The organism is Caulobacter sp. GW821-FHT09B08, from assembly GCF_059418225.1.
Map to the genome: position 1 here is coordinate 821379 of NZ_JBWKPL010000001.1, position 26973 is coordinate 848351.

Genomic DNA, 26973 nt, shown 5'->3' on the forward strand with positions numbered 1-26973 from the left:
CCCCATACGAAGACGCCGCGAACACATGACCGCCCCACAAAGTCAACTTCCGAGCGTATCGGCTGACTGTCCCGGAAAAAGCGCCAGCGTAGTACCGGTTCGCACGTGAACCCTCGCGGCGCAAGGCCTTGGCGTCGTTTTGCGGTTCGTAAATGCGGAAAAAGGTCGCATCCGGGCAGGAACATCCCCGGGAAGGGCGGCGGGCGCCGGCTACCTCAGTCCAGGGTCCGTCGGTAACGCGACATAGCGGCGGCGGCGATCGCCACGACAAAGACCACCAGGGCCAGAAGACTTGCCCACAGGTCGGAAACTCCCAGGCCTTTAAGTAAAGAGCCGCGCACGACGCGCAGGAAGTGGGTGACGGGAATCACGCTGCCCAGGGCCTGGGCCCAGCCGGGCATGCCCTGGAACGGGAACATGAAGCCCGACAGCAGGATCGAGGGCATGATGTAGAAGAACGACATCTGCATCGCCTGCAGCTGGGTGCGCGCCGCCGTCGAGATCAGAAAGCCCAGCGACAGCGAGCCGACGATGAACAGCAGAACGCCCAGCACCAGGGCGCTCCAGGTTTCCCCCCCGTTCCCGCCCATCGGCACGTCGAACAGCGCCCGGGCCAGGACCAGAATCACCACCGCCTGGATCAGCCCCACCGCCACATAGGGCGCCAGCTTGCCGATCATCACCTCGATGGGCTTGGCGGGCGTGGCCAGCAGGCTCTCCATCGTGCCGCGCTCGTATTCGCGGGTGACGCCCAGCGAGGTCATCATCACCAGGGTCATCGACAGGATCACGCCCAGGAGGCCCGGCACGATGTTGTAGGCGGTGATGGCCTCGGGATTGTAGCGGCGATGGATCACCACCGCGAACGGATCCTTGTCGACCTGGCTCGCCGCCCCCACCAGGTCACGCGACAGCGCCGTACGCGGAAGATTGGCCAGGGCCGCGATGGCCCCGCCGGTCGCCGCCGGGTCGGAAGCGTCGGCCTCGACCAGGATCTGGGCGTCGTCGCCCCGGATCACCCGTCGCGTGAAGTCCGCCGGGATGGTCAGGGCGAACAGCACCTGGCCGCGCGCGATGGCCTTGTCCAGCTCCTCGGGCGAGGCGGCCTCGGTCACGATCCGGAAGTAGCCGCTGTTGTCCAGGGCCGCGAGGGTGGAGCGGGCCATCGGCCCGTGGTCCTGCACCAGCACGGCCGTGGGCAGGTCGCGCGGATCGCCGTTGATGGCGTAGCCGAACAGCAAAAGCTGCACGATCGGCATGACCAGGATCATGGCGTAGGTCAGCCGGTCGCGGGTGAGCTGGATGAACTCCTTGGTCAGCACCGCCAGGATGCGGTCCAGCGACAGTCCGCGATCAGAGGATCGCCCTCCCCGCTCTCCCTGGGCGCTCATTGGAAATTGTCCCGCGACGTCGCCATCAGCCGGATGAACACGTCCTCCAGGGTGGGCGAGACCTCGGTCCAGACGAACGGCGGGCGGCGCCAGGGGGCGATGGCCGCCTCCAGGGCCGCGCGGTCCTCGCCGCTGACGTGAAGAGCCGCCCCGAACGGCGCGGCCATGGCCACGCCCGGCGCCTTGGAAAGCTCCCGGGCCAGCCGGTCGGCCCCGGCGCCCTCGGCGCGGAAGGTCACCAGGCCCGACTGGCCGATGACCTCGGACAGCGTGCCGCGCGCCATCAGCTTGCCGTAGGCGATATAGGCGATGTCGTGGCAGCGCTCGGCCTCGTCCATGTAGTGGGTCGAGACCATGACGGTCAGGCCCTCGGCCGACAGGGCGTGGATCTCGTCCCAGAACTCGCGCCGCGCCTGGGGATCGACCCCGGCCGTGGGCTCGTCCAGCAACAGCAGGCGCGGCTCGTGCAGGATGCAGGCGGCCAGGGCCAGGCGCTGCTTCCAGCCGCCGGAAAGGCTGCCGGCCAGCTGCTTCTGGCGGCCCGTCAGGCCCAGGCGCTCCAGGGCCTCGCCCACCCGCTCGCGCCGGCGGTCCAGGCCGTAGATGCGGGCGGTGAAGTCCAGGTTCTCGCGGATCGACAGGTCCTCGTAGAGCGAGAACTTCTGGGTCATGTAGCCGGTCTGGCGCTTGATCTCCCCGGCGTGACGGCGGAAGTCCAGGCCCAGCACCGTCCCCTCGCCCGCGTCGGGGGTCAGCAGGCCGCACAGCATGCGAAGCGTGGTGGTCTTGCCCGAGCCGTTGGGGCCCAGAAAGCCGGTGATCTTGCCGGTCTGCACCTGGATCGACAGGTCCTGGACCACGTGCTTGTCGCCGTAGGACTTGTCCAGGCCCCGCACGTCGACAGCCAAGTCGCTCACTTCCCCGCCCCCTTCAGCGGAACCACGTCGACGGGCAGGCCCGGCTGCAGGCCGGCCGGATCGTCCGGCAGGGCCTCGACCAGGAACACCAGTCGGTCGCGGGCGTCGCGGCTGTAGATCACCGGCGGGGTGAACTCCGCGCGTGGACTGACGAAATTGATCCGGGCGCCCAGGCCCGCCTTGCAGCCGTCGCACGAGAAGGCGATCCGCGTCCCCGGCCGATAGAGCGAGACCTCGGCCTGGGGCACGAAGAAGCGCAGCCGCACCCGGTCGTCGGCCAGCAGGGCCACCACCGGCTGGTTGGCCGCCACCCACTCGCCGGGCTGGTAGAAGACGTCCTGCACCCGGGCGGCCATCGGCGCCCTGGGGCTGATCTGGTCGAGGCGATCCTGGGCGACCGCCAGCTGGTCGCGGGCGGCCTGGGCCTGACTTTGGGCCGCCTGGACGGCGTCGGGCCGCGCGCCCAGGGTCCCGACCTGGCGCTGCTTCTCGACCGTTCGGACATTGGCCTGGGCGGTCCGCAGGGCCGCGCGGGCCTGGTCCAGGCGCGCGGGAGCGTAGATGCCCTTGGCCGCCAGGGGCGCGATGCGGTCGTAGTCGGCCTGGGCCTGGGCCAGTTGGGCGGCGGCGGCGGCGCGCTGGGCGTCGTAGACCGCCAGCTCGTCGGGCCGCTGGCCCTTGGCGGCGTCTTCTGCTTGAGACGCGGCGGCGGCGGCCTGCGCGGCGGCCTGGTCGCGGGCGGCGGCCAGTTGGGCCGCGTCCAGGGCGAACAGCGGCTGGCCGGCGTTCACCCGCTGCCCGCGCTGCACCGACACGGCGCTGACCGGCCCGGCCGCCGAGGCGGCCACGTATAGGGTCTCGCCCTCCACATAGCCCGACAGCCGCCGGGGGTGGGCCGCGTCCGGCCCCCAGATCCGCCAGGCCAGGAACCCGACGACGCCCACCGCCACGACGGCGACGACGATGCGCACCCGCGGTTTCATGCCCGTTCCTCCGTGGTCAGCATGCCGCGCAACGCCACCTCGGCGTGCTGGGCCAGCAAGGCCTTCAGGTCGATCGGCTTGGCTCCGATGGGCACGAACACCTCGCGCCACAGCGCGCCCAGCAGCAGCGGCCCGACCAGGCTGAACACATAGAACTGGGGATCGCCGGGCCGCACCTCGCCGCGCGCCTGGGCCCGCTCCACCGCGCCGCTGACCGCGCCCAGCATCACCGAGACCACCTCCTCGTGCCAGACCGTGGCCAGCTCCGGGAAGTTGCGCGACTCGCCGATCACCATCTTGGCCACCGCCCCCAGCCGCCCTTCGGCCAGCACCTCGCCCATGCGGGCGAAGACCATGCGGATCAGGTCGGCGAACGGCAGCGGGCTCTGGGCGACGAAGCCGGCCACCACCGCCAGGTTGGGCGCGATGGCGTCGCGCACCACCGCCCGGAACAGGTCCTGCTTGGTCTCGAAATAGAGATAGAGCGCCCCCTTCGACACGCCCGCCCGGGCGGCGATGTCGTCCAGCCGCGCGGCCGCGAAGCCCTTCTCGGCGAACACGTCCAGCGCCGCGGCGACGATCTCGCCGGGCCGCGCCTCGCTGCGTCGTCGCCACTTGGGTTGGCCGGGCTGCATGGGGTCGCTCGTATATAACTGACTAGTCAGTTATATACGAAGGTGCGGGATGTGCAAGGTGGGGCGATCGAACCCAGATCCTCCCCCTCAGGGGGAGGTGGCCCAGCGGGCCGGAGGGGGTTACGGCCTCTGCCGCAAGACCCCCTCAGTCGCTGCGCGACAGCTCCCCCTGAGGGGGAGCATTTACTCGCTCCCGATCCGCCGCCTCGAACTGCGCCACCTGCTCCGCCCGGACCTTCTTGAACGCCGGACGGTCCGTGATCCGCGCCACATAGGCCTCCGTCGCCGGACGATCCCCGAAGGCGCGGACGTCCGGCACCCGCAGGATGTCGGCCATCAGGAGGTCGGCGACGGTGAAGCGTTCGGCGGCCAGCCACTGGCGCTCGCCGAGGATCCGCTCCAGGTGGTCCAGGCGCTGCGTCACCCAGCCGGTCAGCTTGTTGTCCTTGTCGCCGCACATCCGCAGGAACCACCACGGCACGCTGACCATCTCCAGCGAGTTGAGCGCGGAAATGGTCCATTCCAGCGCCTGGGCCGCGCCGACCGGGTCGGTCGGCATCAGGATCTCGCTCTTGCCGGCCAGGTGCAGCAGGCACGCCCCGCTCTCGAAGAGCTTCACCTCGCCGTCGTCCAGATAGGGCACCTGGCCGAACGGCTGGCGGTCCAGGTGGTTGGTCGCCCGGTCGTCGAAGGGCACGGTGCGGACCACATAGTCCAGCCCCGCCTCCTCGCACGCCCATCGCAGCCGCAGGTCGCGCACGAAGCCGCGCGGCCCCTCGGGCACCCAGTCGTAGGTCCAGATGGTCAGTTGGCTCATCGAAAGCCTCTCCCGATCTTAAGCGGCCTGGCCGATCTCGTCTTCCAGCCCCAATCCGCCGCGCAGCCGCACCACGTCGCGCTTGGGCGGGGCGCCGAACATCCGCGCATACTCCCGGCTGAACTGCGAGGGGCTTTCGTAACCCACCTCGAAGGCGGCGGCCTCGACGTTGAAGCCCTGCGAGACCATCAGCCGGCGCGCCTCCAGCAGCCGCAGATGCTTCTGGTACTGCAGCGGCGTGTAGCTGGTCAGCAGCTTGAACTGCCGATGGAAGGCCGAAACGCTCATATGGGCGACGGCCGCCAGGTCCTCGACGCGGATCGTCTCGCGGAAGCGGCCGCGCAGGCTGCGCAGGGCCTCGCCCACGTGCCGCGACGGCCCGGCCCGCAGCGCCAGGGCCGCCACCTCCGCCCCCTGGGGTCCGGTCAGCAGCCAGTAGCAGATCTCGCGGACCAGTCCCGGATGCAGGGCCGGGATCGCCTGGGGCGTGTCGAGCAGGCGCACCAGCCGCAGGGCGCAGTCAGCCAGCGCCCCCTCGAACTCTGTGACGAACACCCCGCGCCCCGAGGCAGCGGCCGCCTGCGGCGGCGTCTCCAGGTTTTCAGCCACCTCGCGCAGCACCGCCAGGTCCAGTTCGAACATCAGCACCAGGCACGGCGCGCCGGGATGGGCCTCGAACACCCGGCCCACCGACGGGGTCTCGACCCCCACCACCAGGGCCTGGCCGGCGCGATAGACCAGCTGGTCCCCGCCGAAATTACCCCACTTGGCGCCCTGGGCCACCAGGCACACCGCTGGACCCGACAGGATGTGGCTGGGCGGCTTGGGATGGTCCGAGCGCATGACCGCCAGGCCCGGGATCGCGGTGAGGAAGGGGCTCTGCCCGGTCTGGCGCTCGGTGTAGCGCAGCAGGGCTTCGGCCAGGGGGTTTGTCATGGAACATCCGATCCGTTGTGGCCCCACCCTAGCGCCCCAGCAGAAATAGGCAAGAAATCGGATCGTCTCGGCATGTCGCCCCGGCGTCCCCGGCGCGATGATGATCGGGCGTTCCACCAACAGGAAGTTCAATCATGTCAAAGGCCAAGATCGCCATCGTCACCGGCGGCAGCCGGGGCATCGGCCGCGACGCCACCCTCCGCCTGGCCGCGCGCGGGGTGCGCGTCATCCTCACCTACAAGTCCAATCGGACGGAAGCCGACAAGGTCGTCGCCCTGGCGAAACAGGCCGGCGCGGCCGCCGTGGCCCTGCCGCTGGACATCGGCGACGCGGCCTCGTTCGCCGCCTTCGCCGATCAGGTGCGCCAGGCCCTGGCCACCCTGGGCGCCGAGCGCTTCGACTATCTGGTCAACAACGCCGGAACCTCGTCCAACGCCAGCCTGGAGAGCATCACCCCGGCCGAGATGGACGACCTCTACGCCGTGCACCTGAAGGGCCCGCTGTTCCTGACCCAGGCCCTGCTGCCCCTGATCGCCGACGGCGGGCGGATCGTGAACATCTCGTCCGGCCTGGCGCGCTTCGCCATGCCCAATCGCATCGGCTACGGCTCGGTCAAGGCGGCCGTCGAGGCCCTGACCCGCTACATGGCCGTGGAGCTGGCCGGCCGCCGGATCGCCGTCAATGTCGTGGCGCCCGGGGCCATCGCCACCGACTTCTCCGGCGGCATGGTGCGCGACAATCCCGAGATCAACCGCGCCGTGGCCAGCCACACGGCCCTCGGCCGCGTCGGCACGCCCGAGGACGTCGGCCCGGTGATCGCCGGCCTGCTGTCGGACGACTTCGGCTGGATCAACGCCCAGCGCATCGAGGTGGCGGGGGGTATCCATATTTAGGCCAGCGGCCCCTATGGGGCGCTCCCTTATTGCTCCACACCAAACTTGTAGTGCGTAGCGCTACGGGCTACAGCTCCTCCAAGCAGGAGGAGCTAGCCATGAGCAATGAGATTGCGCACCCCGGCAAACGCATCAAGGCCGAGGTCATTCCGAAGGGCATGTCGGTAACGAAGGCGGCCGAAGTGATAGGTGTGAGCCGGCCGACACTGTCCAACCTCCTCAACGGCAATGCGGCTCTTTCGCCAGACATGGCGATCCGGCTGGAAAAGGCGTTCGCGGTGCCACGCGCCGAGCTGATGGACATGCAGGCGCGATATGATGGGGCGCAAGCGCGAGCGCAAAGCGCGCCTGTTTCGGCCCGCGCTTACGTGCCTCCGTACCTGGGCATCAAGGCCAACGATATTGAAGCCTGGGCGACGAGCAACATCGCCTCCCGGACGCGGCTGGCGGTCTTCCTCCGCACCTTGATCCATTCGGCCGGGGCGGAACTAGCTCGGGTCGATTTTCCAGGAAACGACGACGCTGAGCGCCCAGGCTGGGACGGCTTCATCGAGGCGACTGAGACGACGCCCTGGATTCCGCTTGGCCTTTCGGGGTGGGAGTTCGGGGTCAACAAGGACATCAAGACCAAGGCCGACGGCGACTACGACAAGAGCGTCAAAGCCATCGCCGCTGATGTGCGTCGGGAAACCTCCTTCGTGTTCGTGACCCCCCGGCGCTGGCCGGGCAAAACGGCCTGGGCCGACGCGCGTCGCGCCGAAGGGCGGTGGAAGGCGGTCCTGGCCTACGACTCCAGTGACTTGGAGCAATGGGTCGAGCAATCCATCGCAGGCCAAGCTTGGTTCGCCAACGAAACCGAGCGGCCTTCGCGCGAGGTCCGCACTCTGGACAAGTGTTGGAAAGACTGGGCCGATGTCGCCAGCCCGCCGCTGTCGGGCAAGCTTTTCAGTTCGGCGCTGGAGAGTAATCGCCGCGTTCTGCGGGATCGCATCCTCAATCCCGTGGGCGGCCCCACGATCATCGCGGCCGACTCGGTGGGGGAGGCGCTGGCGTTTCTCGCCCAGGCCTTCGATCCCGAGGCCGATCAAGAATTGGGAGCGCGGCGCGACCGTGTCCTGGTCTTCGACAAGCCCGGCGTACTTCCGAGCTTGGCGCAGGGCTCCCCGGCCTTCATTCCGGTCGCTACCAATAGGGTGGTCGAGCGCGAAATGGCCGTTCTGACATCCTCCGCCGCGAGCATCGCAATCTACCCTCGCAATGCGGCCAATCCCGAGCCCCACATCGTGCTCGAACCGGCCGGCCATGAGCCCTTCAAGGCGGCGCTGGAGGATATGGGCAAGGACCGGGAGAGCATCGACCGCCTCGACAAGGACACTGGCCGCTCATTGACCGTTCTGCGTCGCCGCCTCGCCACGGTCAGCGCCATTCGGACGCCCGATTGGGCGGCGGACAAGGCGATGGCGACCGAGCTGATCCCGCTTCTGTGCGTCGGTGCCTGGAACACCCAGAACGACTCCGACAAGAGCGGCTTGGAATTGCTGGCGGATCGATCGTACGCCGAGATCGAGCGCGACTGCCAACGCCTGGCTCAAATCGACGACACCCCAGTCTGGTCGATCGGGACGTTCCGAGGCTGCATTTCCAAGATCGACCTGCTCTTTGCGATCGCCGATGTGGTCACCGCCGATGATCTGGCGCGGTTCTATGCCATGGCCAAGTTGGTGCTGGGCGAGGACGATCCGGCTCTGGACCTGCCGGAGAAGGATCGTTGGGCCGCCGCGATCTATGGAAAATCCCGCGAGTTCTCCTCGGCGTTCCGCAACGGCGTCTGCGAGACGCTCGTGCTGCTCGCGGTCCACGGCAACGACCTGTTCAAGACGAGGATCGGCGTCGATACCGAGCTTGAGTCAATCAAGATCGTGCGTGAGCTGCTGCCTTCGCCGCTCACGGCCCGTGTCCTGGAAGCGCAGGATCGTGACCTTCCGACCTATGCAGAGGCCGCGCCGGAAGAGTTCCTGACCATCATCGAGCGCGACCTGCGGTCGCCCAGCCCGGTCATCCTGGGGCTACTACGTCCCGTCGAATCGGGGGTGTTCGGCAATTTCCCGAACCGGACCGGCCTTCTGTGGGCGCTGGAAGGCTTGGCATGGAGCCCCGAAACCCTGCCGAGGGTTGTTCTGGTTCTAGCCGAGCTGGCCCAGGTAGAGATCAATGACAACTGGGCCAATAAACCGATCAACTCGCTGCAATCGATCTTCCGGGCCTGGATGCCGCAGACGGCCGCTGACCTGGAACTACGGGTGGCGCTGATCAAGAAGCTGGCCGACAAGTATCCGAGAGTCGCCTGGGCGATCTGTGCAGATCAGTTCGGCGACGACCATCGTATCGGGCACTATAGCCACAAGCCGCGATGGCGGACGGACGGCTACGGCCATGGCGAACCCTTCTCGACTTGGGGGCCAGTCCACGCGTTTCAGCGTGAGATGGTGGAACTCGCCCTGGCGTGGCCCACGCAATCGCTGGCCACGCTCAGCGATCTCGTCGAACGGCTGCCGAGGCTGGGCCTCGACTACCAGACGCGGGTCTGGACCCTGATGCAGGCGTGGGCAGCCACGGCCGACGACGCCGAAAAGGCCGTGTTGCGGGAGAAGATCCGCACATCGACGCTATCCCGCCGCGGCGCTCGACGCGCCAAGGAGAGCGAAAACGCCGCAGCGCTGATGATGGCCGCCCGAGCGGCCCGCAAGGCGCTGGAACCTAGCGATGTCCTCAACCGTCACGCCTGGCTCTTCAAGACGGCTTGGGTCGAGTTCGACGCCGGCGAGATCGAGGACGCCGACACCTTCGACTTCCAGGCGCGCGACAAGCGCATCCAGGAGTTGCGTTTGGCCGCCTTGGTGGAGATCGCCGCGTCGAAGGGCGCAGACGGCGTCCTGGAGCTGGCCCGCCTGGGCGAGGCGGCCTGGGCCGTCGGGCTACTAAGTCTCGATGTCTTAGGGGGCGACGAACTGGCGTCGCTCGTCATGAAGGCGGCCAGGGGCGGGCTGGCCGAAGCGCCGGCTTCGGACCGGCAGGTTGTCGGCGCGGCACTGCACGTGCTGCCCGTCTCGGCGAGGGAGGCACTGTTCAAGGCCGCCCACGACGAGCTGTCTCTGGACGAGGCGGCGGGCTTCCTCTTCCTGGCCCCCTTCGAGCCGCCGACCTGGTCCTGGATCGCGGCGGCCGGCGACGACCTGCGGGCCGCCTATTGGAAAGGCGTACCGCCGCAGTTTCTCCGCAACTCCGCCGAGGAAGCCTCTACCGCCATCGAACAGCTTCTGGAAGCCAAGCGGCCGTTGGCCGCCTTTGCGAGCGTCCGTCTCTTCATCGAGGAACTGGACCCCGAACTGCTGTTCCGCCTGCTCTCGGCAATCGCCCGGACCGACGAGGATATCGCGACCTACCGCATCGACGAATACAACTTGGTCAAGGCTTTCGAACGACTGAATACCAGCACCGCAATCAGCCTGCAGGACAAGGCGTTCCTGGAGTTCGCCTGGCTTGAGGGCCTCGCGCGCGGACTGGATGAGGACAAGGATAGCAACATCCCCAACCTCGAACGCCTGATCGAGGTAGACCCAGCGCTGTTCATCCAGGCCATCACCTGGGCCTACAAGCGCGAGGATCGCGGCCAGGACCCGGAGGAATACCGGGTTGCGGAGGACCGAGTGAGCGACATGGCGACGAAGGGCTACAAGCTCCTGAAGGCGTTGCGGCGCATCCCCGGTCACGATGAGCGAGGCGAGCTCGATGCCGCCCGCCTTGCCCAATGGGTCGCCTCGGTCCGCAAGGTGTGCGGCAACCTCTCTCGCCTCGCCGTCGCGGATATCATGATCGGCGAGCTCCTGGCGCGAGCACCCGCTGATCCTGATGGCCTTTGGCCGTGCCGCGCGGTGCGCGACGTCGTCGAGGACATCCATTCCGAAGAGATCACACGGGGCATGGCCACGGGTGTTTTCAACGCGCGAGGCGCAACGTGGCGCGGCCCGAACGGCAATCAGGAGCGGACGCTGGCCGAAAGGTATCGTCGCTGGGGCCTGGCTGCGCAGGTCAGCCACCCGTTCATTGCGGCCAAGCTCTTGTTCGCGATGGCGCGGTCCTATGAACAGGATGCTGAGCGCGAAGATCTTGAGGCGGGAATCCGCCGACGCCTCCACTAGGCGATAGCGGCCGCCGAGTTGGTCAGGGGCGGGACGGACTGGGTATCAGAGCCCGTAACCCGCCCGTCCCTACCCCCGCGCCGCGTCCCGCAGGCGCTTACGCTTCCCCCCCAGCGCGTCCGGGCGGTTCAGCACCTTGCGGTACTCGTCGCGGCGCTCGTGGATCGAGGCGATGACCAGGCCCATGGGCACGCCGATGTCGACCAGCACGGCTTCGGAGAGCTGCAGCGAGGCCTCGATGGTTTCGGGCACGGCGTCGGTGGCGCCCAGTTCGTAGAGACGGGCGGCGTGGCGGGCGTCGCGGGCGCGGGCCACGATGGTCAGGTCCGGGCGATGGCCACGGGCCACGGCCACCACCGCCTCGGCGGCGTCAGGCGAGTCCATGGTGACCACCACGGCCCTGGCGCCGTCCAGGCCGCAGCGCTCCAGCAGCTCCACCCGCGAGGCGTCGCCGAAATAGACCCGGTGACCGTTGCGGCGGCCCTGCTGGACGAAGCCGGGATCGCGGTCGATGGCGATCCACGGCAGTTCGTGGCGGTCCAGCATGTCGCCGACCAGCCGTCCGACGCGGCCGTAGCCGACCACCAGCACGCGGCCGGCCGGCTCCTCGCTCTGCAGGCCCACCAGATCCGGCGCCTCGCTGACCGGGGCGGCGGCCTTCTTGGCCAGGCGCCCGCCGACGCCCGCCAGGAAGGGTATCAGGAACATGGTCAGGGTGGCGGCCACCAGCACGGCCTGGCCGATCTGGCTGGAGACCACGCTGGCGCTCATGGCGTTGTCCAGGATCACGAAGGCGAACTCGCCGCCCGCCGCCAGGGTCAGGGCCGCCTCGATGGCCGAGCGGGTGGAGAGGCCGAACAGGCGCCCCAGGCCCAGGATCATCAGCCCCTTCACCCCCACCAGCCCGACGGCCACGCCCAGCACCAGGGCCGGATTGGCCACCAGCAGCGACAGGTCCAGGCGAATGCCCAGGGAGACGAAGAACAGGCTCAGCAGCAGCCCCTTGAACGGCTCGATCTTGACCTCGACCTCGTGGCGGTACTCGGTCTCGGCCAGCAGGATGCCGGCCACGAAGGCGCCGAGCGCCATCGACAGGCCCGACAGCGACGCCACCAGCCCCGCCCCGATGATTACCAAGAGGCAGGCGGCCATGAACATCTCTTCGCTCTTGGCCTTCGCCACCGAGCGCATCATCGGCCGCAGGGCCAGGCGCCCGAACAGCACGATCACCCCCAGGCCGATGGCCGCCGGGCCCAGGGCCAGCAGGTCCTTCAGGCCGAACGCCCCGTCGGCGCGGCCCAGGATCGCCAGGGTGATCAGGATCGGCGCCACCGCCAGGTCCTGGAACAGCAGCACCGAGAAGGTCGCCCGTCCGCCCTCGGAGTGAAGGCGCTTGCGCTCGACCAGCACGGGCACGGCGATGGCGGTGGACGACAGGGTCAGGGCCGCCCCGATGGCCAGGGCCGCCACCGGCTGCTGGCCCAGCAGCATGGCCACCGCGCCCAGGGCCACCGAACAGCCGATCACCTGCAGGGCGCCCAGGCCGAAGACCAGCTTGCGCATCAGCCGCAGCCGCTCCCACGACAACTCCAGCCCGATCATGAACAGCAGGAACACCACCCCGAACTCGGCCAGCTGGGCGATTTCCTGGGGGTTGTCGACGGTGACGTAGTCCAGCCACGGCAGGCTGTGGCTCAGGGCGCCCAGGCCGAACGGCCCCAGGATGACGCCGGCGATCAGGAAGCCCAGGATGGGGTTCAGCTTCAGCCGCTTGAACAGCGGCGCGACGATGCCCGCCGTGGCCAGGAACAGCACCAGGTCCTTGTAGTCGGCCGGCGATATCGCGTGATCCACCTCGTCTTGCCCCCTTCGTTGTCGGTCCCCAAGCCTATCCGGCCAGCTTCAGTCGCACGCCCGCTCCGCAGCCGTGGTCGTTGTCCTGCGCGATCAGCGCCACCCCGCCGCTTTCGATGGCATCGATCAGCAGCCGTTCGGTGCTATGGTGAAGCGCGTGGCGCTCGGTCTCGAAGTCCTTGACCGTGCTGCGCGAGACGCCGGCATGGTCGGCGAGGTCGCCCTGCGACCAGCCCAGAAGGCCGCGCGCCCCGCGGCATTGAGCCGGCAGGAGAATTTTTGCGTGGGGCATCTTTCGCTCCCGGGATTTCCACCCATATTGGTTGAGTACGCCCGAAAATGTTGACCGTCAAGGAGCGCCTTTGCATCACACGTCCCTGATCGCCACCATCGTCGCGGGCCTCGGCCTGGCCTTCGTGTTCGGCGCCCTGGCCAACCGGTTCAAGCTGCCCGTGCTGGTCGGCTACCTGGTGGCCGGCGTGGTCGTCGGACCGTTCACCCCCGGCTATGTGGCCGACACGGAGCTCGCCCCGCAGCTGGCCGAGATCGGGGTGATCCTGCTGATGTTCGGCGTGGGACTGCACTTCTCGGTCAAGGACCTGATGGCGGTGCGCAAGATCGCCATCCCCGGCGCGGTCGTCCAGATCCTGGCCGCCACCGTCATGGGCATCGGCCTGGCCCACCTCTTGGGCTGGAGCTTCGGCGGCGGCGTGGTGTTCGGCCTGGCGCTGTCGGTGGCCTCGACGGTGGTGCTGCTGCGGGCCCTGCAGGAGCGGCGGCTGATCGAGACCGACCGGGGCCGCATCGCCGTCGGCTGGCTGATCGTCGAGGACCTGGCCATGGTGCTGGCCCTGGTGCTGCTGCCGGCCCTGTCGGGCGTGCTGGGCGGCGAGGCCCCGCCGCCTGGCCCCGGCGGCATCGCCGGCGCCTTCGCCATCACCATCGGCAAGGTCGTGGCCTTCGTCGCCTTCATGCTGATCGTCGGACGCCGGGTGATCCCCTGGATCCTGCACCGCATCGCCCACACCGGCTCGCGCGAACTGTTCCGCCTGGGCGTTCTGGCCATCGCTCTGGGAGTCGCGTTCGGCTCGGCGGCCCTGTTCGGCGTGTCGTTCGCCCTGGGGGCCTTCTTCGCCGGCATGATCATGGCCGAGAGCGAGCTGTCGCAGCAGGCCGCCAACGAGACCCTGCCCCTGCGCGACGCCTTCGCCGTGCTGTTCTTCGTGTCGATCGGCATGCTGTTCAACTGGTCGGTGATCCTGCGCGAGCCCCTGGCGGTGCTGGCCACCCTGGCCATCATCGTGATCGGCAAGTCGGTGGCCGCCTATCTGATCGTCATCGCCTTCAAGCGCCCGCAGAGCGTGGCCCTGACCATCTCGGCCAGCCTGGCCCAGATCGGCGAGTTCTCGTTCATCCTGGCGGGCCTGGGCGTATCGCTGAAGCTGCTGCCGCCCGAGGGTCGCGACCTGATCCTGGCCGGCGCCATCCTGTCGATCCTGATCAATCCGCTGCTATTCGCGGTGCTGGACAAGGTGCTGCCCAAGCTGGTCGGACGCGCGGGCGAGCCGCCGGCGCCGGCCGTCACCGCCCAGCCGCACGGCGTGCTGGTCGGCTACGGCCGCGTCGGCAAGTCCGTCGCCGAGGGCCTGAAGGGCCGCATGCCGCTGGTGGTGATCGAGGACGAGGGCGAGCGGGCCGACGAGCTGCGCGAGGCCGGCTTCGAGGTGATCCAGGGCAACGCCGTGCGCCCCGAGATCCTGCTGCAGGCGGGCCTGGCCGAGGCCACCCACCTGTTCGTCGCCGTGCCCAGCCCGTTCGAGGCCGCCCGGATCATCGAGCAGGCCCGCGCCGCCAACCCCCAGGCCAAGATCATCGCCCGCGCCTATACCGACAACGACGTCGACCTGCTGACCCAGATGGGCGCCACCCACGCCTTGATCGGCGAGCAGGAGATCGCGCGCGGCATGCTGGCCCTGGCGCCGAGGAAGAAACCGGCGGCGGCCCCGGCGCACTGATGCCGGGGACATGCGCATGCGCGTGTCCCCACCCGCATCACCTGTCATCCCGGACAACGTCGAGGGCTGGTCTGGGGACACGCACAAGGGCATGTCCCCGGCCGAGCACGACGCCGCATTGACCAAACCCGCGCCAAAGCCTAGGCGTGACTCACCATGACCCGCCGTCGCGCCCCCTCCCGGACGACCTGGCCCATCGCCTTGCTGGCGATGCTGGCCCTGCTCGTCCAGGCGCTGATGCCGGCCGCGGCCATGGCGCACGAGGCCACCGGCCAGGCGGTGATGATCTGCACCACCGACGGCGCCAAGGCCGTCGAGGTGGCCGGTGACGTGATCGGCAAGGAAAAGCCCGCCAAGGGCTTCGGCGGCCTGCCCTGCGCCCAGTGCCTGGCCGCCGCCCTGGCGACCACCACCCCCTCGCCCGACGTCGCCGTGGCCCCCGTGCTGTACGGCGTCCGCATCGACCCCGCCCCCCGCGCCGCCCTGACCGGCGTCTACCTGGCCCGGGCGCCCCCGCGCCCGCCCAGCCAGGGACCACCCACCGCCTGATCGCCTGACACTTCGCCCGCGCGTCACGGCCGCACGCCGACGCGCGTCGTCATGCTTTTCGGGGGCTGCCTCAAATGTCGAATTCCTTCCGCCTGGGCCTGATGGCCGGCGCCGCGCTCTGCCTGCTGTCTTCCGCCGCTGTCGCCGCCGAGGACAATGTCGACCAAACCTCGGTCTCGTCGGTGATCGTCACCGCCCGCGCCAATCCCGAAGACCCGCCCGTGGTCGCCGACGCCCGCCGGCGGCTGTCGGAGACCCCCGGCGGCGTCTCGGTGATCTCGCAGGAATCCTACGCCAGCCGCGAGGCCCTGGCCCTGGACGACATGCTGCGCGACGCCCCCGGCGTCTACGCCCAGCGCAAGTGGGGCGGGGACGTGCGCATCTCGATCCGGGGTTCAGGGATCGGCAACGCCAACCACAATCGCGGCCTGCTGCTGGCCCAGGACGGCGTGCCGCTGAACGAGGCCGACGGCTATGGCGACAGCCAGATCGCCGATCCGCTGAACACCCGCTACGCCGAGGTCTATCGCGGCGGCAACGCCCTGCGCTTCGGCGGCGCCCTGCTGGGCGGGGCGATCAACATGGTCACCCCCACGGGCAAGGACGCCGGGTTCGAGAACCAGGTCCGGGTCGACGGCGGCTCGTTCGGCCTGATCCGCGAACACCTGGCCCTGGCCCGCCAGTTCGGCGACTGGGACGTCTATGCCGCCGCCACCAACCAGACGAGCCAGGGCTGGCGCTCGCAGAGCCAGCAGAACATCCAGTTCGGGTCCTTGAACATCGGCCGCTCGTTCGGCGAGGACCGCGAGGTGCGGTTCATCGTCAACGGCTCCAACATCAACCAGGAGATCCCCGGCGCCCTGACCCTGACGCAGTTCCAGCAGAACCCGCGCCAGACCGCCCTGGCCAACGCCGCCGGCGACCAGGGCCGCAACCAGCGCGGCGTGCGCGGCTCACTGGCCAGCACCTGGCGGCTCTCCGACAGCCTGGTCTTCCAGGGCGCGGTCTATGCGGTGTGGAAGGACCTGGACCACCCGATCTTCCAGGTCATCGACCAGCAGAGCCGCAACTACGGCGCCTTCGGCCGCTTCGACTGGGACGGCCAGATCGGCGGCAAGCGGGCCGACGCCTTCTTCGGCGCCTGGTACCGGACCGGCGACATGGACTCCAACTTCTACGTCAATGTGCGCGGGGCGCGGGGCGCGCCGACCTCGCGGACGCTGCAGAACGCCGACGCCATCGACCTGTTCGGCGAGGGCCGGCTGTTCGTCACCGACCGCCTGGCCGTGGTGGCCGGCGCCACCTGGGGCCAGGCCAAGCGCGACTACACCAGCTTCGCGGTGCCCGGCATGCCGACGACCTTCGACCTGAAGGCCGACAAGACCTACGACTGGATCTCGCCGCGCATCGGCCTGTTGTGGCAGGACGAGTCCGGCGACCAGGTCTTCGCCAACCTGACCCGCTCGGTCGAGCCGCCGAACTTCAGCTCGATGAGCCCGGTCAACACCGGCTTCGCGCCGGTCAAGGCCCAGAAGGCCTGGACCGGCGAGGTCGGGACGCGCGGCCACCGGGGTCCGTTCACCTACGACGTGACGCTGTATCGCGCCCAACTGAAGGACGAGATGCTGCAATACACGGTCGGCGGCTCGATCCCGGCCTCGGTCTTCAACGCCGACAAGACGACGCACCAGGGGATCGAGGCGGCGCTGGACTGGGCCGTGACCCCGCGCTGGCGCATCCGCCAGACCTGGACGCTGTCGGACTTCCGCTTCGACGGCGACGACGTCTATCACGACAACCGCCTGCCCATCGTGCCCAAGAACTTTTACCGCTCGGAGGTCCGCTACGACGACCCGCGCGGCTGGTTCGTGGCCCCGTCGGTCGAGTGGTCGGCCACCGACCAGTGGATCGACTACTTCAACACCACCAAGGCGCCGGGCTACGCGATCCTCAACCTGAACGCCGGCTGGAAGGTGGGCGGCGGGGTCTCGCTGTTCCTCGACGCGCGGAACCTGGCCGACAAGGCCTATGTTTCCAACACCCAGGCCGCCATCACCTGGGCGCCCGCCACCGCCACCCTGTGGCCCGGAGACGGCCGCTCGGTGTTCGGCGGCGTCACGGTCGATTTCTAGGGGGAGGAGGACATCATGAAAGCGCCCCTGATCGCTCTGCTGGCCCTCGCGGCCAGCCCCTCCCTGGCGCTGGCTCACGTGGTGGCCGCCCCGGGCGAGGCCAAGGCCGGCTCCTATTCGGCCGTCGCCTTCCGCGTGGGCCACGCCTGCGGGGCCGGCGACACCACGCTGAAGGTGCGGGTCGAGGTCCCCGACGCCGTCGCCTCGGCCCGGCCGCAACCGAAGTTCGGCTGGACCATCGACATCGAGAAGACGGGCGACAAGACGACCGCCGTCACCTGGACCGGCCGCCTGCCCGACGACCAGTTCGACGACTTCCCGCTCTTGATGAAGCTGCCCGCGCTGACCGGGAAGGCGGGGGCCGAGACGCTCGTTTTCCCCGTCGTCCAGACCTGCGAGAATGGCGAGAGCCAGTGGACCGAGATCGCCGATCCCGCACGCCCCGGCGAGAAGCTGACCCATCCCGCGCCGGTCGTCCGCCTGACGCCCGCCGCCGCCGAGACCATGCCGGCCATGCCCGGCATGAAACACTGAGCAAGAGACCCCCGATGAACCGTTTCGCCCTGGCCGCCGTCGCCGCTCTCGTCCTCTCCGCCCCCGCCTTTGCCGGCGACTACCGCGTCGGCGGGGTCGAGGTCCGCCGCCCGTGGACCCGCCCGGCCCAGGCCGGCATGAACGGCGTCGGCTACCTGACCCTGACCAATGTGGGCGCCAAGCCGATCAAGCTGGTGGCGATCGAAAGCCCCGCCGCCAAGTCGGCCTCCGTCCACCAGAGCAGCATGGCGGGCGGCGTCATGACCATGCGGACGGTGACCGGGGGCCTGGCCCTCGCGCCCGGCGCCAAGCTCGACTTCGCCCCGGGCGGCTACCACCTGATGCTGGTCGGGCTCCAAGCGCCCCAGGCCGTGGGGGGCAAGGTGCCGGTGACCCTGGTCTTCGACAGCGGCCTGAAGATGAAGATCGACCTCTCGGTCGAACCCGGCCCGCCCAAGGCCGACCCGATGGCCGGGATGAAGCACTAGCTAGACGATTTCTCCCTCCCCCTTGTGGGGAGGGTGGACGCGAAGCGGACGGGTGGGGCCTGCTGACTCAGTAATCCCCCACCCGACCCTGGCTCCGCCAGGGCCACCCTCCCCACAAGGGGGAGGGAAGGGATTTCGGGCGCCTCCACCCATCCCACAGACGCTCTGCTTGAGGCCTGCACGCCTGCCGGGCAGTCTGGCGGCGGGAGGGCTTCATGAGCGCTTTGGATGCATCGCTGGTGCTGCTGTTCGCGGCGTCGGCCCTGGGCTGGCTGTTCGCGCCCGCTCGCCGCGTCGTCCGGTGGAGTCTGCCGCCCCTGGCCGGGCTGGCGCTCTGGCAGGTCGTTTCGGAGACTTTCACCTGGCAGTTCCTGCCGCTCTATGCCGGGCTGGCGTTGCTGGTGGCGCTCGCCGTGCGCGGGCGAGCGGGGTGGATCGGCGCCTCGGCGCTGACCGCGCTGGTGCTGGCCAGCCTAGCGACCTGGACCGTGCTGGCGGTCCCGACCCTGCCCAAGCCGAACGGCCCCTACGCCGTCGGCACGGTGACCTGGCGATGGGTGGACGCCAGCCGGCCGGAAGACGCCACCGAGGCCCCGGACGACCACCGTAACGTCATCGCCCAGGCCTGGTACCCCGCCGAGGCGGGCGGCGGCGGGACGAGCGTCTACATGGACGGCCTGGGTCGGCTTCCTCCGAAAGTGAGCCTGCTGCCCGGGTTCCTGTTCCGGCGCTTCGGCGAGGTCAACACCCACGCCCGGGTCGAGGCGCCCATGTCGCGGGCCCAGCCCCAGTGGCCCGTCATCGTCTTTTCACCCGGCTACGGCGCGCCGCGCGCCTTCTACACCAGCCTGGTCGCCGACCTGGCCAGCCGGGGTTTCGTGGTGATCGCCCTGGACCACCCCTACGAGGGTCCGGCGACTCAACTGGCGGACGGCCGCCTGGCCACGACGGTCGAGCGTTTCCTGCCCGGCGATCCGGACCGCCTGCTCTACATGGAGACGCGGCTGAAGCCTCGGGTGGGCGACGTGCGCTTCGTCATCGACCGGCTGCGGACGCCGGCGGTGGGTGAGTTGCAGGGAAGGCTGGACCTGTCGCGGCTGGCCGTGGTGGGCCACTCGTTCGGCGGCGCGACCGCCGCGGCCGTCATGGCGGCGGACCCGCGGCCCAGCGCCGGCGCGAATCTCGACGGCATGCTCTATGGCGGGGTCGAGCGGGCGCGGCTGGGGCGGCCGTTCCTGTTCGTCGAGAGCGACTACGCCGTCACCCATCATCCGCCCCTGTACCGGGCCAGGCGCGACACGGTGCTGGCCGACCTCGGCCGCCTGGGCGAGCGGTTCCAGATCGCCGGGACTAACCATTACAGCTTCACCGACGCGGAGTTCTTCTTCGCCCCGCCCGCGCGGCCGCTGCTGCGCCCCCTGGTAGGCGGGTCGCGCCCGGCGGCGCAGGCGCAGCGGTTGACGGCCGACAGGCTGCAGGCCTGGCTCCGGAAGAGCTGGCGCGAGGATTGAGATGGCCAAGAAGGGACTGGGTACCTGCAAGCTGAGCGGCGTCTACGGAACCTTTGTGAGGGCGCACCTCATTCCAAAGGCCGTGACTAGGCCCAATCGTCCGGGGGCGCATTTCATCCAGGCCGGTAGCGGCTCGCGGCCATCAAAGCGGTTCGATAGCTGGTACGACGAGGAACTTGTGACCCGAAAGGGTGAGGACGTCCTGACAGCGCTCGACACCTGGGCGATTTCGGAGCTGCGCCGACACAAGCTGATCTGGAGCGGATGGGGCGACGACCGTGCGCTTCGCACCGAGGACCACGTTGCGATGCCCAATACGGCTTGGGGAGCTCGGTCAATTGACGGGATCGATGCGGAGCGCCTACGGCTGTTTTTCCTCAGCTTGCTGTGGCGGGCGGCCGCGACAAGCCGGCCGGAGTTCTCTGAGGTCACGCTGGCCGACGACGAACTCATTCAATTGCAAGAGACCGTGCTAAGGCGGCAAACACCGCCGAACGGGTTCTACCCTCTGCATCTCATCCAGTTGTCGACGAAAGGCGAGGCACACAACCAAACTCCGGTTGCGATGACAAAGCACCTGCCGGCTAATGGCGACGATGGCGAGCGCCCCCTTCCGATCTACCGCTTCTACTTTGAAGGCCTGATCGCTTACTTCTTTCGCCCCCCGACGACTGGGGTTCACCCGTCCCCAGTTACCGCCCTCGCCGTCGATCGCGGGCACTCCATCATCGTGACCACCGTCACGTACGAAGGATCGTTCCAGCGGGAGAACCTCGCACGGCTCAAGTTTGAGGCGTTTTCAGCTTGGCCAGCGCCGATGACCAAGCTGATGTTGAGCGACCTTTAGACCTGCGCGCCGCCAAGACGAAAAGCGAATGTTGGGCTTCTGCCAATTGATGGCTCAAGGCGCGGCAGTAGAGGACGCTAACCGGATGCGCTGAATGTCCGCAACGGATCACGCCGACCGACCGCTGAGGCTCGCCGTGAGGCCGAACGGGATTTTAACCAAGACCGCAAAAAGGGCGCTTCCGCTGCGGAAACACCGTTTTTATCACTTTCGTCAAAAAACTGATCTGTAGCCCAGAATCACCAAACCCGCCGCGGGGGATAATCGCGACGGGTCCGGCTATTTCTCGATCATTCGATCTAGGTGGGCGTTTCCTCCCCGAAACGCCGAAGGAAGGGAGCTCTCTTTGGGCTCGTTTCTTCCTTGCAAGGGTTAGAAACGGCAAATCCGAGATGGTGTCAACGGCAACTACCCCTGAATCTGTAAGGGCTCCGAATATTTTTGACACAAAAGGGATAGATTGGACCCGCCAGTCAAACTTATCGCCGTTCTCCTAGGATTTTTTTGACAACTCAGTCAAAACTTACCGAGCCAGCCGCGCCTTGAGTCCCTCCAGCACCGCCGAGCGCGATTCGAACACATAGTCCGGGCGCGACACCGTGACCGGCTCGACTCCGGCCGCCCCCAGGGCGGCGGCGGCCTCGAAGAGGTCGGAGGCGGCCAGCAGGGCGCCGTTGGCCCGGCGCGCGCCTTGGCCCACGAAACGCGCCACGGCCGCCTGTCCGGCGCCGTCCTGCTCGGCGGGCCAGACCAGCGTCGCCAGCGTCCGGGCCCGGCCCTTGGCCTCGACCACTGACAGCAGGCGCGCCAGGGATTCGATCTGCCCATCCGTCCACGACGCGATCAGCGAGGCGGTCAGCTGGGCCTGGCTCTTGAGGATCACCCCGTCGGACAGGATCTTCAGCCCGTTGGCCGCCAGGGTCGCGCCGGTGGTGGTGATGTCGACCACCAGCTCGGCCGCGCCCGCCGCCGGGGCGCCCTCCGTGGCGCCGCTGCTCTCGACGATCCGGTAGTCGGCCACGCCGTGGCGGGCGAAGAAGGCCCGGGTCTGGGTGACGTACTTGGTGGCTACCCGCAGGCGCCGGCCGGTCTTGGCGAGATGGGCGTGCCCGACCTCGTCGACATCGGCCATGGTGTCGACGTCCAGCCAGCTCTTGGGCGCGGTCACCACCAGGTCGGCGCGGCCGAAGCCCAGGGCCCGCAGCAGCATGACCCGGCCGTCCATGTCGTCGCCGCGCTCGCGCAGCAGGTCCTCGCCGGTGACGCCCAGGTGCAGCTCGCCGCTGTCCAGCCCCACGGCGATGTCGCCGGCCGACAGCAGGCGCACCGACACCCCGGGCAGGCCCGACAGCTCGGCGCTGTAGCCGCGCGCGCCGCCGGTCATCTCCAGCTTGAAGCCGCAGTCGGCCAGCCAGGCCTCGACCTGCTCCTTCAGCCGGCCCTTGGACGGAATGGCGAAGATCATTGGGGCGCTCATTCGCCGCCTCCCGCATAGGCTCGCGCCGGGCGCACCATGCAGCCCACGGCGCCGGTTTTCGTTTCGGCTCCGAGGCGCGCGGGCAGGCCGTCGTAGCGGCCGCCGGCGGCCAGTGGCCGGTCTTCGCCGAGGGCCGCGCTGCGCACCTCGAACAGGAAGCCGTCGTAATAGCCGAACGCCCGCCCGAAGGCGGCCGCCAGGATCATCCGGTCCTCGGGCGCGCCGCGCGCGGCCATGCCCGACAGCCGCGCCCGCCAGCCGGCCACGGCCGCGTCCAGCGCCGAACGCCGAGGACCGCCCAGGGCGGCGATGGCGTCCAGGGCCGCGCCCGGACGGTCGCTGACCGCCAGGAAGGCCCGCACCGCGTCGGCCTCGCCCGCCGACAGCCGGCCGGCCTTGGCGCTCTGGGCGCGCTCGACCAGGCGGTGGGCGATCTCGGCGGGACGACGCCCGCCCACCGGCTCGATGCCGGCCAGGCTCCACAGCTCCTGCAACACCGCCGAGGCCTCGGCCTCGGGCAGGCCCGCCAGCAGGGCGGCGATGCGCGTCTGCTCGCCGCTGGGCACATCGACCTCGCCCTCCAGCTCGGCCTTCAGCATCCGGGGCCGGGTGAAGGCCCGCTTCAGCCGCGCGCCCAGCGGCGGGGTGAGGCCCAGGCTATCGACGAAAGCCGAAAACAGCCCCACGTCGCCCAGCAGCAGGGTCAGGTCGTCGCGCCCGCCCGCCGCCGCCCCGGCCCAGGCCAGGGCGGCGATCTCGGCGTCGGCGGCCACGGGGTCGCCGGCCTCGAAGGCCTCGATCCCGATCTGCAGGAACTCCTCGGCGCGATCGCTGCCACGCGGCGCGACGCGGAACGCCTTGCCTTCATAGAGGTATCGGCCCTGGCCGTTGCCGGCCGCCAGATGCTGGCGAGCGACGGCCACGGTGAAGTCCGGCCGCAGGCAGGCCTCCTCGCCCGCGTCGCCCGAGACCACGAACAATCGCGAGCGCATGGCCTCGCCGGCCAGGTCCAGCAAGAGGCCCAGGGGCTGGAGCACCGGCGCGTCGGTCGGCGCAGCGCCGGCGGCCAGGAACGGAGCGCGGATGGCGTCGAGCGCCTCCGACGGAATGGAACGCTCGAGCCTCACCTCAACCCCCGATGATTTTCTGAACCGCCGCGACCAGCTCGCCGCGCGGGATGGTCTGCTGGCCGGGCCGCTCGGCCTTCCAGGCGGCGTTGTCGGCGACGCCGGCGGCCAGTTCGCGACCCAGATCCAGGTCCTTGATCGTGACCGTGCCGGCCGCGATCTCGTCGCCGCCCAGCATGATGGCGGCCGGCGACAGGCGGCGGTCGGCATATTTCATCTGCGGCCGCATGCCGGAGGTTCCGAGATACACCTCGGCCGGAACGCCCGCCGCGCGCAGCTCTCCGGCCACGGCGAAGTACTCGCCCATGTGGGCCTGGTCGAAATTGATGATCACGACGGGGCCGCGCGCGACGCCGCCGGGCTCGCGCCCCGCCGCCCGCAGGGCCGCCGCCAGGCGCGAGACGCCGAACGAGAAGCCCGTGGCCGGCGTCGTCTGGCCGGTGAACCGCGCCACCAGGTCGTCATAGCGCCCGCCGCCGCCGATGGAGCCGAACGAGACCTTGGCGCCCTTGTCGTCGGTAGTGGCAAGCAGCAGCTCGGCCTCGAACACCGCGCCGGTGTAGTATTCCAGCCCCCGGACGATCGACGGTTCGAACACCGCCTGGTCGTCGGCCACGCCCAGGCTCTTGAGGGCCGTGTCGATCAGCTCCAGCTCGCGCAGGCCCTCGTCGCCCTCGGCCGAGCCGGCCACCACCTTGGCGATGTTGGCCAAGGTCGCCCCGCGACCACCCGCCCCGGCCTGGACGAAGTCCAGCACCGCGTCGATGGCCTTGCCCGCCAGGCCCGCGCCCTTGGTGAAGGCGCCGCTCTCGTCCAGCCGGCCCTCGCCCAGCAGCAGGCGCACGCCTTCGACGCCCAGGCGGTCCAGCTTGTCGACCGCGCGCAGGACGCCCAGCTTCTGGCCCTCGCCGGCCACGCCCGCCGCCGTCAGCAGGCCGTTCAGCAGCTTGCGGTTGTTGATCTTCAGCACCGCCGCGCCGCGCGGCAGGCCGGCGGCCTGCAGGCCCTCGACGGCCATGGCGATGATCTCGGCGTCGGCCTCCGGACGGGCCGAGCCGACGGTGTCGGCGTCGCACTGGATGAACTCGCGGAAGCGGCCCGGACCCGGCTTCTCGTTGCGCCACACCGGCCCGAAGGCGTAGCGGCGGAACGGCTTGGGCAGGGTCTCCCAGTTCTGGGCGGCGAAGCGGGCCAGGGGCGCGGTCAGATCGTAGCGCAGCGCCATCCACTGCTCGTCGTCGTCCTGCAGGGCGAAGACCCCCTCGTTGGGACGGTCGCTGTCGGGCAGGAACTTGCCCAGGGCGTCGGCATATTCGAACGCCCCGGTGTCCAGCGCCTCGAAGCCGTAGCGCTCGTAGACGGCCGACACCGCCTCCAGGATCGCCCGCTCGGCGCGCAGGTCGCGGGCGCGCTTGTCGGCGAACCCGCGCGGATTGCGGGCCTCGGGGCGGAAGGTGTTGTCGGCCCCAGTGTCTTTGGTTTGGTCGGTCATGGCGCGGCGTCGGTCCTTGGAAGGTCAGGCTCGACGGATGGGCGCTGTGCGTGAGCCCCATCCGCCTTGGGCGGGGCTCGGGCTGGGCTGTCGCTAGAGCGAACGGACCCGGCCGATCCCGCGAGGCGAGGTCGGATGGTGGTGGTGGCCGTGATGGTGCGGCTGGCGGGTCATTGCGCGGGGGCTATAGCGTAGTGGAGCGTGTGGGGGAAGGGGTGAGGAGGGTTCAACAGATCTAGCGTCAATCGCAAACTACGGCGGCGCTAGATGGGCAAGCAATCCCCCCCTGAACAGATTCGCTTCTTCAAAAGTCGCATTTAGGTTTGAGAAAAGCCATTGCCGGCGCTCAATACGAATTTCGGGGGTCGTATTAGCAACTGTCTGAAATACATCGACATGGGCTTGAACTCCAGCGTCTGCGACTGCGTAGACGCAATAGACGGGACGCCCCTCTGCAGGACGGACCTGTTTTGGCCAGATTGCATCAAATAACACAACTCCAACCACGCCAGCCTTCAAATTTGTCTGGCGCGCCCTCTCGACCAGTCTTTCAGCTATACCTAATATTTCAGCATTAGAAGTCAGAGAATCTCTAAACGTAGAAAGCCCTATTGTTTCTGCATGCGATAATGCGGCTGCCTTTGGGGCACCTTTTTTATCCACGTGCTGCGGCGCAATAATCAATCGAATAAGACGTTCCGTTTTCTCAACCGCACCATGGACACTGAATGCACAAGCTTCACACGCACAATTGGCATGCGCCTCGTCCAAATCAACCGCTCGAAGATTGCCAGTGTCCGCGTGCAAGAGTGTCGAACAGCTATCGCGCATCGGCAAATTCAGAGTGCCAAAAGGCCTAACGGGAATGACGATCCGTCAAATTTCACGAACGAAGTTCCGCCAACTGACTTCTCTGCACGTCGATAAATCGAAACGCGATCATCCTCCGAAATTGTCAACTCAACGTAGCGTCCAGGAAAGTAGCCCTCCAAAATGACGCGCCCCTCAGCATCAAGGGTGGGCTCCCAAACACATCCCGACCGGTCAAGCGTGAGGAACTTTTTAGCAAGTTCAACCGCCCGTTGCCGAGGTGCTCCTGCACCCTGGCCATCCCAATCGTGCCCAAGACGGGAAAGAGCATCGAGCTCGTCAATCGACGCCGCGGGCTCGCTTTCCATGGTATCTGGATTAGGACACCCGGCTGAACCAGCCGCGATAGGCGAAGTTGGCGAAAGAGCCGCTGGCGGTCGATCACCAATCCAACTTGCGACCCTGTACTCTGGATGCGATGCCCAAGTGGGAGGAAATGCCTCGGCAGAAGCATAGTCTGGAGAAGCAGCAAGAGCGGACAACAGGTATGCCATAGCTACCATGTGGCCCTCTCTTCAGCGGTAGTCAACGCATTGAGGCGGCTACTTATCGCCTCATGACCCCGCTCCATAAACGAATTGACCACCTCCCAACTCGAAACCGAGGCACGTGCCACTAAGGTGATCCGCGTGTACGGCTTGATATCCTGCGGAGTAGGCCCAACTCCCAAAACGGCAATCGCTATTTGCAGGATACCTTCATCGTCGGTACCCGGCTTAATCTGTTCACGCCACTGCGTCACCATACCGAAGCGCATTGGCTGCCCATCAAAGCTAAATACGCTAATGACACTTGAGACGGGCTTAATGCCTCCCCCACCATCAATCATTGGAATTAGATTATCGTAGAGAATTTCCGCTGAAGTTGGGAGAGCTTGCGCGGCTCCAGATGCGGCTTGATTATCTAGAACAGCCGCCACATTCCTTTTGAAATCCTCATAAATCGCGTCAAATCCGGGATAAATCGATACGAAAGACGGCGGAAGAGCAATTCTCCGCCAGTTTCTTCCGATAAAATTCTCCTGCAACTGGAGCAGCTGCGTGTCGTCCTCGGACGAAAACCACCAGCGTGAGGGCTGTGGACTTACCGCAGGCATCATTGAGAACGAAGGACCTTCGATCGGCCCATCAGATCGAGGGAACGGCGTCAAGGCAATCGACTCAACCTGGCGACTAGCAACAGGAAACTGCCCCCGGAAGAGATCGTGCGTTTTTTCGACGTTGTAGGCATCTAGGCAATCTCCACCGATCGTAGACACCCCGATTGCCAATTCCGAGATTGGTGGATTGGATAATTGCATGCATCA

At 68.2% G+C, this 26973-nt stretch carries 22 protein-coding genes; 9 read left to right on the forward strand and 13 right to left on the reverse strand.

Features of this window, described 5'->3' with window-relative positions:
- Positions 1 to 215: 215 nt before the first annotated feature.
- From AC07OA_RS03970 to AC07OA_RS03995, 6 genes are all read right to left on the reverse strand, one after another.
- On the reverse strand, positions 216 to 1391 hold the full coding sequence (locus tag AC07OA_RS03970) for an ABC transporter permease (RefSeq protein WP_494662457.1): 1176 nt from the start codon (positions 1389 to 1391) through the stop codon (positions 216 to 218).
- A complete protein-coding gene (locus AC07OA_RS03975) occupies positions 1388 to 2308 on the reverse strand; it encodes an ABC transporter ATP-binding protein (protein WP_494662458.1) in 921 nt (306 codons plus the stop codon). The genes AC07OA_RS03970 and AC07OA_RS03975 overlap by 4 nt, the downstream gene beginning before the upstream one ends.
- Positions 2305 to 3291, reverse strand: coding sequence for an HlyD family secretion protein (locus AC07OA_RS03980; protein ID WP_494662459.1), 987 nt, complete (start codon positions 3289 to 3291; stop codon positions 2305 to 2307). Before AC07OA_RS03980 ends, AC07OA_RS03975 begins: the two co-directional genes overlap by 4 nt.
- Positions 3288 to 3926, reverse strand: coding sequence for a TetR/AcrR family transcriptional regulator (locus AC07OA_RS03985; protein WP_494662460.1), 639 nt, complete (start codon positions 3924 to 3926; stop codon positions 3288 to 3290). The genes AC07OA_RS03980 and AC07OA_RS03985 overlap by 4 nt, the downstream gene beginning before the upstream one ends.
- Before the next feature lie 145 nt (positions 3927 to 4071).
- Complete coding sequence (locus tag AC07OA_RS03990) at positions 4072 to 4743, reverse strand: glutathione S-transferase family protein (protein WP_494662461.1); 672 nt, start codon at positions 4741 to 4743, stop codon at positions 4072 to 4074.
- Positions 4744 to 4761: 18 nt separating this feature from the next.
- A complete protein-coding gene (locus AC07OA_RS03995; protein ID WP_494662462.1) occupies positions 4762 to 5679 on the reverse strand; it encodes an AraC family transcriptional regulator in 918 nt (305 codons plus the stop codon).
- A 134-nt stretch (positions 5680 to 5813) separates the two neighbouring features.
- Between AC07OA_RS03995 and AC07OA_RS04000 the strand changes: the two genes are divergently transcribed.
- Together AC07OA_RS04000 and AC07OA_RS04005 are read left to right on the forward strand one after the other, a co-directional pair.
- Entirely contained in the window at positions 5814 to 6572 is a 759-nt protein-coding gene (locus AC07OA_RS04000) for an SDR family NAD(P)-dependent oxidoreductase (protein WP_494662463.1), read from the forward strand.
- Between the two features lie 98 nt (positions 6573 to 6670).
- Positions 6671 to 10771, forward strand: a complete 4101-nt coding sequence (locus tag AC07OA_RS04005) for a HigA family addiction module antitoxin (RefSeq protein WP_494662464.1) — start codon at positions 6671 to 6673, stop codon at positions 10769 to 10771.
- A gap of 69 nt (positions 10772 to 10840) precedes the next feature.
- Here AC07OA_RS04005 and AC07OA_RS04010 read toward each other — a convergent pair whose 3' ends face one another.
- Both AC07OA_RS04010 and AC07OA_RS04015 read right to left on the reverse strand, forming a co-directional pair.
- A complete protein-coding gene (locus AC07OA_RS04010; protein ID WP_494662465.1) occupies positions 10841 to 12625 on the reverse strand; it encodes a cation:proton antiporter domain-containing protein in 1785 nt (594 codons plus the stop codon).
- Positions 12626 to 12659: 34 nt separating this feature from the next.
- Positions 12660 to 12917 (reverse strand): helix-turn-helix transcriptional regulator, encoded by a 258-nt coding sequence (locus tag AC07OA_RS04015; protein WP_494662466.1) that lies wholly within the window; start codon positions 12915 to 12917, stop codon positions 12660 to 12662.
- Positions 12918 to 12987: 70 nt separating this feature from the next.
- On the opposite strand from AC07OA_RS04015, the gene ybaL reads away from it, so the two are divergent.
- From ybaL to AC07OA_RS04050, 7 genes are all read left to right on the forward strand, one after another.
- Entirely contained in the window at positions 12988 to 14640 is a 1653-nt protein-coding gene (gene ybaL, locus AC07OA_RS04020; protein ID WP_494662467.1) for a YbaL family putative K(+) efflux transporter, read from the forward strand.
- 156 nt (positions 14641 to 14796) lie between these two features.
- Entirely contained in the window at positions 14797 to 15189 is a 393-nt protein-coding gene (locus tag AC07OA_RS04025; protein ID WP_494662468.1) for a DUF2946 family protein, read from the forward strand.
- A gap of 74 nt (positions 15190 to 15263) precedes the next feature.
- Complete coding sequence (locus AC07OA_RS04030) at positions 15264 to 17321, forward strand: TonB-dependent receptor family protein (RefSeq protein WP_494662469.1); 2058 nt, start codon at positions 15264 to 15266, stop codon at positions 17319 to 17321.
- 15 nt (positions 17322 to 17336) lie between these two features.
- Positions 17337 to 17855 carry a YcnI family protein gene (locus AC07OA_RS04035; RefSeq protein WP_494662470.1) on the forward strand — a complete coding sequence of 173 codons (519 nt, stop codon included), beginning with the start codon at positions 17337 to 17339 and terminating at the stop codon, positions 17853 to 17855.
- A gap of 14 nt (positions 17856 to 17869) precedes the next feature.
- Complete coding sequence (locus AC07OA_RS04040; RefSeq protein WP_494662471.1) at positions 17870 to 18343, forward strand: copper chaperone PCu(A)C; 474 nt, start codon at positions 17870 to 17872, stop codon at positions 18341 to 18343.
- A 215-nt stretch (positions 18344 to 18558) separates the two neighbouring features.
- Positions 18559 to 19854: an alpha/beta hydrolase family protein gene (locus AC07OA_RS04045; RefSeq protein ID WP_494662472.1), complete on the forward strand. Its 1296-nt coding sequence runs from the start codon at positions 18559 to 18561 to the stop codon at positions 19852 to 19854.
- A gap of 1 nt (position 19855) precedes the next feature.
- Positions 19856 to 20701: a hypothetical protein gene (locus AC07OA_RS04050; RefSeq protein WP_494662473.1), complete on the forward strand. Its 846-nt coding sequence runs from the start codon at positions 19856 to 19858 to the stop codon at positions 20699 to 20701.
- A gap of 523 nt (positions 20702 to 21224) precedes the next feature.
- Here AC07OA_RS04050 and hisG read toward each other — a convergent pair.
- The 5 genes from hisG to AC07OA_RS04075 form a co-directional block, all read right to left on the reverse strand.
- Positions 21225 to 22178 (reverse strand): ATP phosphoribosyltransferase, encoded by a 954-nt coding sequence (hisG, locus tag AC07OA_RS04055; protein WP_494662474.1) that lies wholly within the window; start codon positions 22176 to 22178, stop codon positions 21225 to 21227.
- Positions 22175 to 23305, reverse strand: coding sequence for an ATP phosphoribosyltransferase regulatory subunit (locus AC07OA_RS04060; protein WP_494662475.1), 1131 nt, complete (start codon positions 23303 to 23305; stop codon positions 22175 to 22177). Before AC07OA_RS04060 ends, hisG begins: the two co-directional genes overlap by 4 nt.
- 1 nt (position 23306) lies before the next feature.
- Entirely contained in the window at positions 23307 to 24797 is a 1491-nt protein-coding gene (hisS, locus tag AC07OA_RS04065) for a histidine--tRNA ligase (protein WP_494662476.1), read from the reverse strand.
- A gap of 252 nt (positions 24798 to 25049) precedes the next feature.
- On the reverse strand, positions 25050 to 25568 hold the full coding sequence (locus AC07OA_RS04070) for a hypothetical protein (protein ID WP_494662477.1): 519 nt from the start codon (positions 25566 to 25568) through the stop codon (positions 25050 to 25052).
- Between the two features lie 595 nt (positions 25569 to 26163).
- The gene (locus AC07OA_RS04075; RefSeq protein WP_494662478.1) at positions 26164 to 26967 is read right to left on the reverse strand and encodes a TIGR04255 family protein; all 804 of its coding nucleotides are present in this window, start codon (positions 26965 to 26967) and stop codon (positions 26164 to 26166) included.
- Positions 26968 to 26973 lie beyond the last annotated feature (6 nt).